Here is a 12,933-nt window from a genome sequence, read left to right as displayed (position 1 = left end):
AATAAAATGAATATAGCATTGATTAATACTCGTCCTCGTGAACGAGCCAAAACCATCACAACACAAGTAGATGAATATTTTTTACCTTTGCTTGAGTTAATGGCATGTCCGCTTGATGAGCATTTAAGCACACAATTACAACAGCTTATTTTTTCTGATGTAGTGATTGTGGTAAGCCCAATGGCGGTGCAAGTATTAATCGATTATATTCATCAGCTTGATTTAGATATCTTACAATATCAACATATTCAATGGCTTGCAGTTGGACAAACAACAGCAGAATGCTTGGCACAATATGGTATTATTGCCCAAACGCCTGAATTAGAAACATCAGAAGGCTTGTTTCAATTACCTATTTTTCAGCAAGATGTTAAACGTGTCACATTTTTGCGTGGTTATGGTGGGCGTGAATGGTTAATGCAACAGTTGAGTACACAAGGTATGCAAGTGGATAATATTTTACTGTATCGCCGTGCTTTGCCTAAATTAAGTACTAACATCTGGTTGCAAATTGAACCCAAATTGGTGCATTATCAGCGTATTTTTGTATTGATTAGTAGTGGAGCAAGTTGGCAAAATTGGTTGGATATTACTCAATCATCAACATTACAAGATTTGAATCTATGCTATTTGGTGTTAGGTGAACGTGTTTATCAGCAAGTCAGTGAATATTGTCAAACCAATGGTGTGAGTGATCATCAAGTGATGTATTTAGAAAACTTAAGCACATCACATTTGATGGCGTGTATGCAAAATATTGAGGAACAACTCAAATGAAATTATTCAAATGGATAGGTGGATTATTGCTGGTGGCGGTAATGGGGCAAATCATTGTGGGTTATGTGAATTATTATAAACAATTCAATCAGTTAAAAGCACAAGTGAGTGCATTAGAACATGAAAATTCTAACCTGCGTGATGAATGGGTACAATGGCAACGGCAAAATCGTACAAAACCAAACACCACATTACCAACTACCAGCGAACAGCAACTTGATGGCTTTATGATATCAGAACATTTAAAATTAAGTTTAAAACAAGCGATTGAGCAGGATAAACAACAAATTAAATTAACCTATCAACAAGCTCAGCAACAGCAACAATCATTTAATAATTTGATTCAACATTTAGAACAAATTTTACAAGATAAATTAAGCTTAAATTATCAACAACCGCAACAAGGTTCGTGGTGGCAACGTTTATGGGTGGTAGAAAAAACGACGCAACCAACCGTGAATACTGCACAACATCAATTGTTATTAAAAGAAATACAGCTAGATGTGATGATTTTAAAAACCATGAATGTGCTACAGCAACCTATTGAATTTCAACATATGATGAATGGACTAGAACGAAAAATGGCACAATTACCATTACCATTATTCCAACAATTAGAGTCCGATATTCAAAGTTTAAAACAAATTCAACGATTAAATATTCCTAATTTGACCAGTTTAGAATTATTGGGCAAGCAAAAGGAACAGTTATGAAACAAAGGCTTAGACGTTATTTCTTGGCAATGCTGACCGTATTATTTGTGATCGGCATAGTATTGTTATGTTCTGATGTTGGCTATGTGTATATTTATTTATGGCAATGGCAAATTCAAAGTAGTTTATTGATATTATTACTTTTATGGGCAATATTTTCTTTAAGCGTTTATTTTGTGGCACAAATCATCAAAAAATTACAGCGTAAGCATTTACAAAAACAACAACAAATCACGCATTTTCAGCAATTTTATCGCTATGAACAAACAGGAATTTTGTATTTATTACAAACACAATATCGCTATTGTGAACATCAATTTAAAATTATGCGTGAGACTTATCATCCATCGTTATTTTTAAAACCTTTAATTAAAGCCCATATTGCTTATCAACATCAGCATTATGACAAAGCATTTCGTCATTTAAAATGGGTCGTTCCATCATGTTTTGAATTAAAAGAATTACAACTTATTCAAATTTATTTAGCACAGCATGATGCGCAAAAAAGTTTAACGCATTTGTTGGTTTTAGAGCATACACAACAGGCATGGTTACAGGATATTGATGATTTATATCAAAAAAAATTGCATTATTTATGGGTGGAATTTGCGATTTTATTTCCCATTGTTTATGTGCAACAACAGCGTAAACATACATTTAGTGCCGAGCAATGGCAAAGTTTTTGTCAAGCACTATTGAATAAAATAAATCATGTTGAACAATTACCGATTACGATTGCCGATTTGGATATTTTTAATGATGTACAACAACAATATCGTCAATCTACAGCGTGTATTTGGTATAAAATTTTGTATCATTTAGATCTACATCAAGCTGAACAATATTTCCAAAGTATTATGCAACAATATTTTGATGAAGATTTATTTCACCTATGGTTATATCAACGTTTACAAGATTGTGATACGCCACAAATTGAAAAACAATTAGCACAATGGCAGGCACGTTATACGCATTTGCCTTGTTTTCAATTTGCACAAATTTTATGCGATATACAACAGGGTAATAATGAGCGTGTACAACAGTATTTAAACCAAGTGAGTGAACATCAAGGCATACAGCGTTTACAGCAATTAAAAAATGTGATCCATGAGTTGCAATGGCAACAGATTTGGGCAATTTTTTATTATCAAGTTGATGAGTTGTGATTTTACTTGATTATCAAAATAGATATTTATATGATATAAGGTCATTCTCAATTCATAGTAAGTTATTGATTTTGCGTAGGGGCGAATGATTATTCGCCCGTACAAAATGAAATATTTTAAATCATATCAATATATTATGATTTTAAGTTGAGAATGGAGTATGATATAGTTTTTTAAACACAAAGGTGTACTATGTGGATATTACAAGCAACGCAAACTGATATTGAGCCACAAAGCATTGTGATTGATGGTGATTTGTTGATTGGTCGTCATCAAACTGCGGATATTCAATTACATTCGCCTGATATTTCACGCCGTCATGCGGGTTTAAGTGTACAGGGTGATCATTTATTGGTTATCGATTTACAATCATCAAATGGTACTTTTGTAAATGATGTCCGTATTGAAAATGATGTAACAGTGCAGGTAGGTGATAAAATTCGTTTTGCTCATATAGAATATCTTGTTGCACAAGCGGATATTCAGATTGAAAAAGAAATTACTGTTGCACAACAAATGAATGAACAGGGTATGCCAAGTCTAACGGAACGTGCGGGCGATGTGCAAATTAATCGTGAAGGAATGCCACAAAATATTGGTGTGCCAAAACCTGCACCAATTCCTGAAGGGGTTGATGTTACAGCAAAGCAAGTACCTATTTATAATGAGCAAGATAAGTTACCGTCTGATGTAAACCAAGAAAAAGAACAACAAAAAAATGCGTCAATTGGTTTGATTACGGTTATTTTCTTAATTATACTTGCTGTGATTGGTTTTTTTGTATTTAAATGATTGAAATTTAAATAAAAAGTAAGGTGCATATGATGTGCCTTACAAATCATATTAAAAAAATAATAAAAATAATGCCTTCATTTAAAACCACAATTTATAGCAAAATTTTAAATTTATTTTTATTATTTTATATATTTCAGTATTGACAGAAATTTCAAAAATAATCATAATACGCCTATCAACATAAAATTTAGGCGAATTGCTAATGAAATTAAATCCAACCACTGAAAAATTTATTCTACATTGGGGTGAAATGGGCAGTAAATGGGGCGTGAATCGAACGATTTCACAAATTCATGCTTTATTGTATTTGGTTGGCAGACCGATGAATGCAGAAGAAATTGTTGAAACTTTAGGTGTGGCTCGTTCTAATGTTTCTAATAGTATTAAAGAGTTACAGAGTATGAACTTGGTGCAGACTGTACATATTATGGGCGACCGCCGTGATTATTTTACTACCAGTACAGATGTATGGGAATTGGCTCGCTTGATTGTGGAAGACCGTTATCGCAAAGAATTAGCGCCAACGGTAACATTTTTGCATGACTTAATGCAAACACCAGAATTTCAACAAGAAAATCCACAAGTACAACAACGTATTAAAGATACGCACCATTTTATTGACACGCTGACCAGTTGGGCAAATGAAATGTTGAAATTATCAACCACAACACTCAGTAAAGTGTTAAAGCTCGGTGCAAGTGTACAGAAATTTTTGAAATAATTAGTATTTAAGGAGAGTAATATGCAATTCGCGATTTCAGGTACATATCAAGGTGGGCAAATTATACTCAATGAGCAACCGCCCATCGATACGCCAAGTCAAGTCATGGTGGTATTTTTATCGGAATCCTTTTCTCAAACGGTTCATTTTACCCCTAAAATCAGTAAACGCCAACAGCAATTAGGCATATTGGCAGATTTTAAAGCTGACCCTGCATTTGATGAACCATTGGATAAAGACGAGCTAGAACAATGGTAAATCGATATTTATTAGATACACATACATTATTATGGTATTGGACTGAGCCTGAAAAACTCTCTGAGAAAGCAACTCAAATTTTAATTGATGATCATCAGCAGATTTATGTGAGTTCAGCAAGTGTTTGGGAAATGGCAACCGATACTCCATTCTCAACTTAAAATCATAATATATTGATATGATTTAAAATATTTCATTTTGTACGGGCGAATAATCATTCGCCCCTACGCAAAATCAATAACTTACTATGAATTGAGAATGATCTAACCGATGTCATTTGGTAAATTGAATGAAATAATTTTTACAGGAAAATGCCGATGAAAGTAACCATGTATTATGATGACAAATGTCCAATTTGTACGGCTGAAGCTAAAACGTTAGCCAGTCATAGCGACAATATCCATATTATTGGCGTACATGATGCCTTAGATGAGTTGGAGCGAGCGGGTTTTAGCTATCAAGATGTGATGACCTATGTTTGTGTCAAAGATGAGCATGGGCGTTGGTACACGGCAATGGATGCAATTCGTGTGTTGTATCAAGTGGCGGATTTGCCTTTATCGAAGTTTTTAAATTTACCGATTGTTAAGCCGTTGAGTGATAAACTTTATCCAGTGATTGCACGCAATCGTTACCGTATTCCAAAGTCGATGGTACGTTTATTTACAGGGAAAAAATTGCCTGAATGCGAAAATGGTGTGTGTCATTTACCGCCACATCAACGTTAATTTTTTTTAAATGATATTTTCTGTTTTTACAGAAATTTCCAATAGAGGTATCGTTAATGTATATGGAGCGTTTTAGTTTTAAACAAGCGATATATCTGATACTCGTATTTAGTTTATATGGCGGTATCGTTGGTGGGTTAATTTTTGCACTAGGTATGATACCAATGATGTTGTTTGATGTCGGGTTTTCTATTATAGGCATTGGTATGATATTACTATTATCAGTATTATTTGGTTGGATATTTGGTTTCATTCCTGCCTTAATAACAGGGTTAGGTATTGTGATTGCACGCAATTATTTTAATATCGTGGAGCTAAATAAAAAAGTTTTATTTGGTTTTGGATTTTTTATTACGATTTTATTGATTATTTTAGCCAGTCTTGTGATTACTATTTTTGACGGCTCATTACTCTATCGAATTGAAGATGCCAGTATCGGTGATATATTGAGTGGTGTTTTTGGTACGTTGGCATTTGGTGGGATTGGTGGATTATCATCATTAATTTTGGGTAAATTTGTATTGCCACGTATTACACTAACACATTAATTTTTTTAAGTAAATATTTCTGTTTTTACAGAAATTGTCGTAAGGGTAAAATATAATGAAAGTAACAATGTTTTATGATGGTCATTGTACATTATGTTGGCATGAAGCGATGGCATTACAGCAGAAAAATCCAGAACAAATTCAAATTTGTTCTTTGCATGATAATTTAGATTATTTAAATCAATGTGGGATTAGTTATGAGCAAGCGATGACGTGTTTATATGTGCAAGATGAAAATGGGCAATGGTATCAAGGTATGCAATCGGTGCGTTTATTATATGGTTTAGCCAATATGAAATACCAAGCGATATTATCGATGTTTTTATTTAAATCATTTTTTGATTGGCTTTATCCGTATTTTGCTCAAAATCGTTATCGTATGCCAAAACTTTTTATTCGCTGGTGGTATGCTCATTTATATGATGTACAAATTGATGGACAATGTATGAATGGGCAATGTCATTTACCGCATTTATCTCGGCAAATTTTTTAACTTAATATTTCTGTTTTTACAGAAATTACAGTATAATAGGTGAAATATGAAATCACATAAACAGATAATTCAACAAATTGAATGGAAAGATTTACGCCATTTAACGATATGGCAAATTGCTTATAATGTGATTTTACCTTATCCATTTGTGTTGATTTCATGGTATTTTGCCAGTCAGTCGCAGTATGTGTTGGCGGTACTATTTTCCTACTTCTTTTTTGCGGGGGCGTTCCGTCAAGGGCATGATATTTATCATCGTTCGCTAGGGGTATCAGGTTGGAAAAGTACGCTGTTACTGTATATTTTAAGTGCTTTGACCTTGACCAGTTTACACGCCATTGGGCAAAGTCATTTACAACATCATCGTAATCCGTTGGGTGAAGATGATGCCGAAGGTCAATTATCACACAAAACATGGTGGCAAGCATTGTTGGGTGGTTTGAGTTTTCGCTATCGTGTGTATGTGCATGGTTGGAAATTAGCTAAAAAATATCAACGAGATACAGGACATATTATGGTGGATAGCGTGTTGGTGGTGGCGATGACGATACTGACTTTTGTTACAGGTTGGGAGATTTTGCTTTATCAATTTTGTGTGATGTTTGTGGCGAATGCGTTGGTGGGCGTGGTCGGTGTGTGGGGAATGCACCATGATTGCGATGATGATGTGGTGGCTCGCACTGAACGTAACCCTATCATTAACTTATTGACTTTTAACCTATTTTATCATGTGGAGCATCATTTATTTCCTGCTGTGCCGACCAATCATTTACCAGAATTGGCAAAACGTTTGGATAAAATTGCTCCTGAAATGACGCAACTTGCTGTTATTTCAATATTACAGAAAAAACAGGATACTGATATGCAAAAGGTGGAATTATGAACAATAAACAGATTACTCAACAGTTAGAGCAACATGGTTGGCAATATGATGGAGTTGGAACTGTAGCTCTATTTAGTTTATGTGGTGGTTTTATTGGTGGTGTGGTTGTAGCGATAGCTATGGGCATTTTTTCGATCATTACTGGAATAGTGGAAATGTTAATCAATCTACATTTTAATGTGAATATTGTTGAAATTATTTTATCTATTTTTGCTCCTGTTGTATTTGGATTGATAGGTCTCTTTTTGGGATTTATTCCTGCACTATTCACAGGGTTATATTGTGCTTGGCGAAAAGTGATGATTGTAGATCTGTTGAGTTATGTACGTTTATATAAGATTGGTTTTTTATCAACAAGTGCGTGTTGCCTTTTTATGTTTCCTGTTCGTGATAGTATCATAGGGAGTATTTTTATATGCTTTGTATTTGGTTTAGTTGGTGGTATTTCTGCTACGATTTGTGGTAAATTGTTTCTACCGAAATTGCAAGACTTATCTATGCAGTTTTATCAAAATAGTTCTCTAGGAGACAAAACATGAAAAAATCACCACGCAATAAAGCATTAAAGCGTAAACCATCTCAAGCTCGTAAAAAACATACGGCTGAACATGATTATCCAACATGGCGAATTATGCTTGGTTTTCCATTATTATTTATGTTATTTAGCAGTGCTTTTGGTGTGTTTCAAGATATTTCTTATATCATGAAAAGTGGAGCAATGATTGGTGAAATTGATGAAATGCGTTTATTTTCGGCTCGTTTTTTTAATTTATATTTATGGTTGATACCGATAACGATTTCAGCATTTTTTGTCTATTTTAAATATAAATTTACTCGGTTACTCGATTATATTTATGTATTTGTTGCATCTATTTTGGTTTATCTTTGTTTAGTGCTTGCATTTTCAGGTACGATGGATTGGAATAGTTTAGATTTAGTGGCAAAAAGAAAATTTGTATCGTCATTGATGAGTATGAGCATTTTTGTGGGAATAATATCAGTGATTATCTCACATTTTTTATTACCACACAATTTTGATAAAGATGAAGATATTAGGAGAGTACAATGAATATTTTAATCACAGGCGGTTCAGGATTTTTAGGTCAGGTTTTAACTTGTTATTTTCTGGAAGGTCTCTATCCGCTAAATATTATTTGGGTGAGCCAAAATAAACGCAAAACACAAAAATTCAATGCTGATATTCAAGTGATTGATTATCAAGATTTAAAAAACTTTACTCGACCGATTGATATTATTATCAATTTGGCAGGAGCTGGCATTGCTGATAAACGTTGGACGGCACAACAAAAACAATATTTACTCGATAGTCGTTTAAAACCAACACAGGCGATTTTGGATTTTATTTATCAAGCAGAGATAAAACCAAAACTACTCATCAGTGGTTCGGCGATTGGTTGGTATGGCAATCAAGGCGATAATATCTTAGATGAAAATAGCAGTTATCATACTGAATTTGCACATGATTTATGTCAGCAATGGGAACAGCTTGCTTTAACTGCTCAGATTCCAACGACTATTATTCGTACAGGTGTGGTACTTGATGTGAATGGGCGTGGTATGTTGCAAAAATTATTGCCAGTGTTTCGTTTAGGGCTTGGTGGGCGTTTGGGTGATGGACAACAAATCATGAGTTGGATTGCATTAGCAGATTGGTTGCGTGCTGTCGATTTTATTATGCAAAGGCATTTATCAGGACAACATATTCAACAGGTCTATAATTTAACTGCACCAAATCCTGTCAATAATGCGGAATTTACCCAATTATTAGCAAAATATGTAAATAGACCTGCATTATTACCTTTACCAAGTTTTATTTTAAAAATGATGTTTGGTGAAATGGCAACCTTACTCACTGATGGGCAAAAGGTTTTGCCTCAGCATTTAATCGATGATGGGTTTGTATTTTTATTTCCAGAATTGAAGGATTTATTATCAACTGAAAAAGTGTAATATACCAATCTTATCTAATAGTTAAAATCTAAGTATTTAATTATTCAGTTTAAAATTAAGAGATGACTATGCCAAAATATTTATCCATGATGATGTCTATTTTTATATTATTTTGTTTAATAATCATAGGTATATGTATTTGGCACTTTACTAAACTTGAATTTCATCATTTGATTAATTTCGTTTTTTTAGGCATTTTAATTACTGTAATCATTAAAAATGGTGTAAATCGTTGGATTGGTTTTTTTATTCTAATTTTATCTTATGCTATTTTTCCAATGTTTTCTGTGGTTGGAAAATTGATACCTTATCGTTTTGATGATATTTTATACACTTTAGATGGTTTTATTTTTGGGCAAAGTTTACCACTTTATTTGACTTATCGTCCTGCATGGTTGGCTGAATATCTGGCGATGTGTTATTTAGCATTGTTTCCCATGCAACTTGGAGCGTGTTATTATTGGTTTAAAAATAATCAGAAAGATTATCATGCATTTTGCTTTGGCTTGTTAGTTCTGATGCTTATTGGCTATATCGGGTATTTTATTTTTCCTGCACAAGGGGGATATTTGGCATATGATAATGTATTTAATTTGCCCAATACGGGTGGGTATATGACACAATTCTTGATGAATGCCAATCAACAGTTAATTGTTGGTATTGATGCATTTCCGAGTTTACATACAGGATTTTCAGTGTTTATCAATGGATTTTTCTTTATCAAAAAACGTTGGTGGATTGGGTGTTTGTTGTTACCTATTACTTTGGGTTTAATGATTTCTACTCAATATTTTGCTTTCCATTATGGGGTGGATTTATTGGTAGGGCTGATATTAGCAATGGGTGTTTTAATTTTTATAGCTTATTCTCATAAGGTGCAATAACAAAACTTTATTGCCTCAATCATAGGGAAATAATAGGGCGGCTCAATCATTGAGACATTAACGCCCTACTGCATTTTTACCTATACGAGCAAATTGTTGTGGATATTCAATTTTCAGCCATAAATTTGGTGCAGGTTTAAAATAAAAGTATTTTTGTCTTTGTGATAACAACTGTTTCATTTTACGTTTTTTACGGCGTAATATTGATGGTTTTTCATAATAGCCATAACGTTTTTTATACCAACGTGTTGCTGTATTCACATAAAGCTGTTGATGTAATCGCCATAAAGCAAGGTCGATGTCTTGTGTTTCATCAAGCATGATTTTGGTCATGAGTTGAGTGTTAGAGACTGACACCTGTCTATCAAAATAAATATGGATTAGCGTTAATCCTATCATAAAATCACTAATTTTCCATCTCAAAATCGCATAAAATTTGTTACAATGGAAGTAATATCAATAGATGAGATATGACAATGAACGCTCAACAACTTGCTAATTTATCGCAACGAGATTTGATTTTATTTGACCTTGATGGGACTTTGGTTGATTCTGCCAAAGATATTTACCGTGCGATGAATTTAACTTTAACGGCATTAAATCGTACCAATGTAACTGAACAACAAGTGCGTACATGGATTGGGCGTGGAGCAGGGCAGTTATGTGAATGTGTGCTAAGACATCAAGATGGTACATTTAGCTCTGCAACACATCAGCAGTTATTACAAAGTTTTTTAAATATTTACGAACAAAATGTTTGTGTTGATACAGTATTATATGATGGGGTTGTGGAGTTTGTGGATTATTGTCAAAAAGAGCAAAAATTAATTGCTATAGTAACGAATAAGCCTTATCAAGCGACAATAAATTTATTAAAAGCGATGAATTTATTAGAGCGTTTTGATTTTGTGATTGGCGGAGACAGTTTGCCACAACGTAAACCAAGTCCAGAACCATTATTACATGTGATGAATCATTTTAATAAAACACCTGCACAAACCTTAATGATTGGTGATTCTCGTAATGATGTTGAATCGGCTCGTTCAGCCAATATTGATTGTATTATGCTGAGCTATGGTTATAATCATGGTGAGCCTTTGCAAGCGTGTCAGCCACAAATGATTATTGATTGTTTAAATGAGTTATTGTAAAGTCAAAATAAATGATTTTTGGGGATAATATAGGCAAACGCATTGTTTAGTCTGGCTTATTTTCAGTAGAGATAATATATAAACTTTCAGATGAAGAGATTGAAAATGCGATTCTGCAAGGCACAATGGAGTGTGCAATGAGAGACTTATATGACTAATATTGTTGTCATTAATACAAATATTCTATTGCGATATACTAAGTACATGACAAAAACCACCTAAAGAAGTCCATGTTAATAATTTCTTTAGGTTTAAAACCAGAAATGAGATAGCGAGAGAGTTTATCAAGTCCATATTTAAACACACTTTCAGCTTGAAGACCATGAGTTTTAATGACAATGGGTTGAATGTGTTCATGTATATATTCCCCAATACGATAACACCATACAAAGGCGAATAAACACACACTAATTAATATGTGTAAACGTTGTAAATCTTTCACATGAGCATCTTTAAGATGAAATCCTGATGACTTTAAGGCTTTAAATAAACATTCAATCTGCCATCGGCTTTGATATAACTCTAAACGATTGTTTTGAGATGTATTTTTAATTACGAATAACATACTGTATTTGTTGCTGTTCTAAGTAAGCAATCCAACGTTTACCTATAAATTCTCTGTCTGCCAATATATGCTCAATGCTATCTTGACTAAACCATTTGATATAATCATTGATTAAGGCAATACGTTCATCTCTATTAGAATTTCCACGTTTATTCAATAACTTAAACATCAACGGATAAGCAATACCACGATGTTTAATGGCTAACATTAAAATATTGATATTTTGTTCACCAAATTTCCAGTTGGTTCTATCCATGATTAATACATGTTTGCCTGATGTTATCCCTAGGCATTGATAAATGATTTGAGCAACGACCATCATACTTAAACAAGCACTGTCCATAAAACGTTGGATTCTACGGTAATTACTTTCAGTTTTGGCATCTGTTCCCATCTGCAAGGATAGTCGTTGATAATTCACCGGACGAGCACTGCATAATGTAATAATAAGCCACGCCAAAAAATTGCTACGTCTTGCATCAATTTTATGTTGTACTTTTGAAAATGACTGTTGAATGACTGATAAAAGTTCGATATGATGTTTCATGAGAGTTAGATATTTCTATTATTTTCTTCAACTGAAATTCTAACTCTTTTTTATTTTTGTCATGTACTCAGATTTATGTTTTTCTATAGTTTAGGAAATTTGCCTTTAGCGACTGCTATTACATTTAATCATACATCAGCAATATTTTTAGCCTTATTATCAGTTATTATTTTAAAACAAATCCCAAGCCGTTTAACATGGTTCACGTTAATATTAGGCTTAATTGGCGTGATTTTTATTTTACGCCCGAGTATTTTACAGTATGGTGTATTTGCTACATTAATCGGGTTATGTAGTGGAGCAATAGCTAGTTATGCCTATTTGCAAGTACGAGAATTATCTTTATTGGGCGAGCCGTCATGGCGAATAGTATTTTATTTTTCCACTTTGGCGACTATTTTAGCAGGAATCGCCAGTAGTATAAAAGGCTGGTCAAGTTTAACTTTTGAAATGTTGCCTTATTTATTGGGTATTGGCTTTTTTGCGATGGTCGGACAATTAGCCATGACCTATGCGTATAAAGTCGGACGTAAATTTATGGTGGCGGCATTGGGTTATTTGGTAGTGGTATTTTCAACTTTGTTTGGGATATTTGTGTTTAATGAACCAGTTTCTATGTTGATTATTATAGGAATGTTGCTGATTATTGTGAGTGGGATTATTGTGAGTGGGATTATTGCAGGGGTGAAATAAAATAAAAATGTAGAATTTGTTGAAATACCCTTAAAAGGAT

General features: G+C 33.5%; 20 protein-coding genes. 17 read left to right on the top strand and 3 right to left on the bottom strand.

Annotation, left to right across the window (positions count from 1 at the left end):
• Positions 1-6: 6 nt before the first annotated feature.
• From LU301_RS10405 to LU301_RS10335, 15 genes are all read left to right on the top strand, one after another.
• Positions 7-777, top strand: coding sequence for a uroporphyrinogen-III synthase (locus tag LU301_RS10405; RefSeq protein ID WP_305270547.1), 771 nt, complete (start codon positions 7-9; stop codon positions 775-777).
• Positions 774-1,490, top strand: a complete 717-nt coding sequence (locus LU301_RS10400) for a hypothetical protein (protein ID WP_305270545.1) — start codon at positions 774-776, stop codon at positions 1,488-1,490. The genes LU301_RS10405 and LU301_RS10400 overlap by 4 nt, the downstream gene beginning before the upstream one ends.
• On the top strand, positions 1,487-2,656 hold the full coding sequence (locus tag LU301_RS10395) for a hypothetical protein (protein ID WP_305270544.1): 1,170 nt from the start codon (positions 1,487-1,489) through the stop codon (positions 2,654-2,656). Before LU301_RS10400 ends, LU301_RS10395 begins: the two co-directional genes overlap by 4 nt.
• A 192-nt stretch (positions 2,657-2,848) precedes the next feature.
• A complete protein-coding gene (locus LU301_RS10390; protein ID WP_305270542.1) occupies positions 2,849-3,448 on the top strand; it encodes an FHA domain-containing protein in 600 nt (199 codons plus the stop codon).
• 205 nt (positions 3,449-3,653) lie between these two features.
• Positions 3,654-4,172, top strand: a complete 519-nt coding sequence (locus LU301_RS10385) for a GbsR/MarR family transcriptional regulator (RefSeq protein WP_305270540.1) — start codon at positions 3,654-3,656, stop codon at positions 4,170-4,172.
• A gap of 21 nt (positions 4,173-4,193) precedes the next feature.
• Positions 4,194-4,430 carry a hypothetical protein gene (locus LU301_RS10380; protein WP_305270538.1) on the top strand — a complete coding sequence of 79 codons (237 nt, stop codon included), beginning with the start codon at positions 4,194-4,196 and terminating at the stop codon, positions 4,428-4,430.
• Positions 4,424-4,591 carry a PIN domain-containing protein gene (locus LU301_RS10375; RefSeq protein WP_305270536.1) on the top strand — a complete coding sequence of 56 codons (168 nt, stop codon included), beginning with the start codon at positions 4,424-4,426 and terminating at the stop codon, positions 4,589-4,591. Before LU301_RS10380 ends, LU301_RS10375 begins: the two co-directional genes overlap by 7 nt.
• Before the next feature lie 156 nt (positions 4,592-4,747).
• On the top strand, positions 4,748-5,158 hold the full coding sequence (locus tag LU301_RS10370) for a thiol-disulfide oxidoreductase DCC family protein (RefSeq protein WP_305270534.1): 411 nt from the start codon (positions 4,748-4,750) through the stop codon (positions 5,156-5,158).
• Positions 5,159-5,214: 56 nt separating this feature from the next.
• Positions 5,215-5,706, top strand: coding sequence for a hypothetical protein (locus tag LU301_RS10365; RefSeq protein ID WP_305270532.1), 492 nt, complete (start codon positions 5,215-5,217; stop codon positions 5,704-5,706).
• A gap of 55 nt (positions 5,707-5,761) precedes the next feature.
• Positions 5,762-6,199, top strand: a complete 438-nt coding sequence (locus LU301_RS10360) for a thiol-disulfide oxidoreductase DCC family protein (protein ID WP_305270530.1) — start codon at positions 5,762-5,764, stop codon at positions 6,197-6,199.
• A gap of 46 nt (positions 6,200-6,245) precedes the next feature.
• Positions 6,246-7,082 (top strand): fatty acid desaturase family protein, encoded by an 837-nt coding sequence (locus LU301_RS10355; protein WP_305270528.1) that lies wholly within the window; start codon positions 6,246-6,248, stop codon positions 7,080-7,082.
• On the top strand, positions 7,079-7,621 hold the full coding sequence (locus LU301_RS10350) for a hypothetical protein (protein ID WP_305270526.1): 543 nt from the start codon (positions 7,079-7,081) through the stop codon (positions 7,619-7,621). Before LU301_RS10355 ends, LU301_RS10350 begins: the two co-directional genes overlap by 4 nt.
• Positions 7,618-8,151 (top strand): hypothetical protein, encoded by a 534-nt coding sequence (locus LU301_RS10345; protein WP_305270524.1) that lies wholly within the window; start codon positions 7,618-7,620, stop codon positions 8,149-8,151. Before LU301_RS10350 ends, LU301_RS10345 begins: the two co-directional genes overlap by 4 nt.
• A complete protein-coding gene (locus LU301_RS10340; RefSeq protein ID WP_305270523.1) occupies positions 8,148-9,053 on the top strand; it encodes a TIGR01777 family oxidoreductase in 906 nt (301 codons plus the stop codon). The genes LU301_RS10345 and LU301_RS10340 overlap by 4 nt, the downstream gene beginning before the upstream one ends.
• 170 nt (positions 9,054-9,223) lie before the next feature.
• Positions 9,224-9,937 carry a phosphatase PAP2 family protein gene (locus LU301_RS10335; protein WP_305270521.1) on the top strand — a complete coding sequence of 238 codons (714 nt, stop codon included), beginning with the start codon at positions 9,224-9,226 and terminating at the stop codon, positions 9,935-9,937.
• A 57-nt stretch (positions 9,938-9,994) separates the two neighbouring features.
• Here LU301_RS10335 and LU301_RS10330 read toward each other — a convergent pair whose 3' ends face one another.
• On the bottom strand, positions 9,995-10,294 hold the full coding sequence (locus LU301_RS10330; protein ID WP_305270520.1) for a hypothetical protein: 300 nt from the start codon (positions 10,292-10,294) through the stop codon (positions 9,995-9,997).
• 119 nt (positions 10,295-10,413) lie between these two features.
• Here LU301_RS10330 and LU301_RS10325 point away from each other — a divergent pair, with 119 nt between their 5' ends.
• Complete coding sequence (locus tag LU301_RS10325; RefSeq protein ID WP_305270518.1) at positions 10,414-11,088, top strand: phosphoglycolate phosphatase; 675 nt, start codon at positions 10,414-10,416, stop codon at positions 11,086-11,088.
• A 196-nt stretch (positions 11,089-11,284) separates the two neighbouring features.
• On the opposite strand, the gene LU301_RS10320 is transcribed toward LU301_RS10325, so the two are convergent.
• Positions 11,285-11,653 (bottom strand): transposase, encoded by a 369-nt coding sequence (locus tag LU301_RS10320; RefSeq protein ID WP_305270516.1) that lies wholly within the window; start codon positions 11,651-11,653, stop codon positions 11,285-11,287.
• A complete protein-coding gene (locus LU301_RS10315) occupies positions 11,637-12,200 on the bottom strand; it encodes a hypothetical protein (protein ID WP_305270514.1) in 564 nt (187 codons plus the stop codon). The genes LU301_RS10320 and LU301_RS10315 overlap by 17 nt, the downstream gene beginning before the upstream one ends.
• Before the next feature lie 75 nt (positions 12,201-12,275).
• Between LU301_RS10315 and LU301_RS10310 the strand changes: the two genes are divergently transcribed.
• Positions 12,276-12,893 carry a DMT family transporter gene (locus LU301_RS10310; RefSeq protein WP_305270512.1) on the top strand — a complete coding sequence of 206 codons (618 nt, stop codon included), beginning with the start codon at positions 12,276-12,278 and terminating at the stop codon, positions 12,891-12,893.
• Positions 12,894-12,933: the final 40 nt, after the last annotated feature.

The organism is Moraxella sp. ZY210820 (assembly GCF_030674635.1).
GTDB lineage: Bacteria > Pseudomonadota > Gammaproteobacteria > Pseudomonadales > Moraxellaceae > Acinetobacter.
This window is presented reverse-complemented; position numbering and strand designations above follow the sequence as displayed.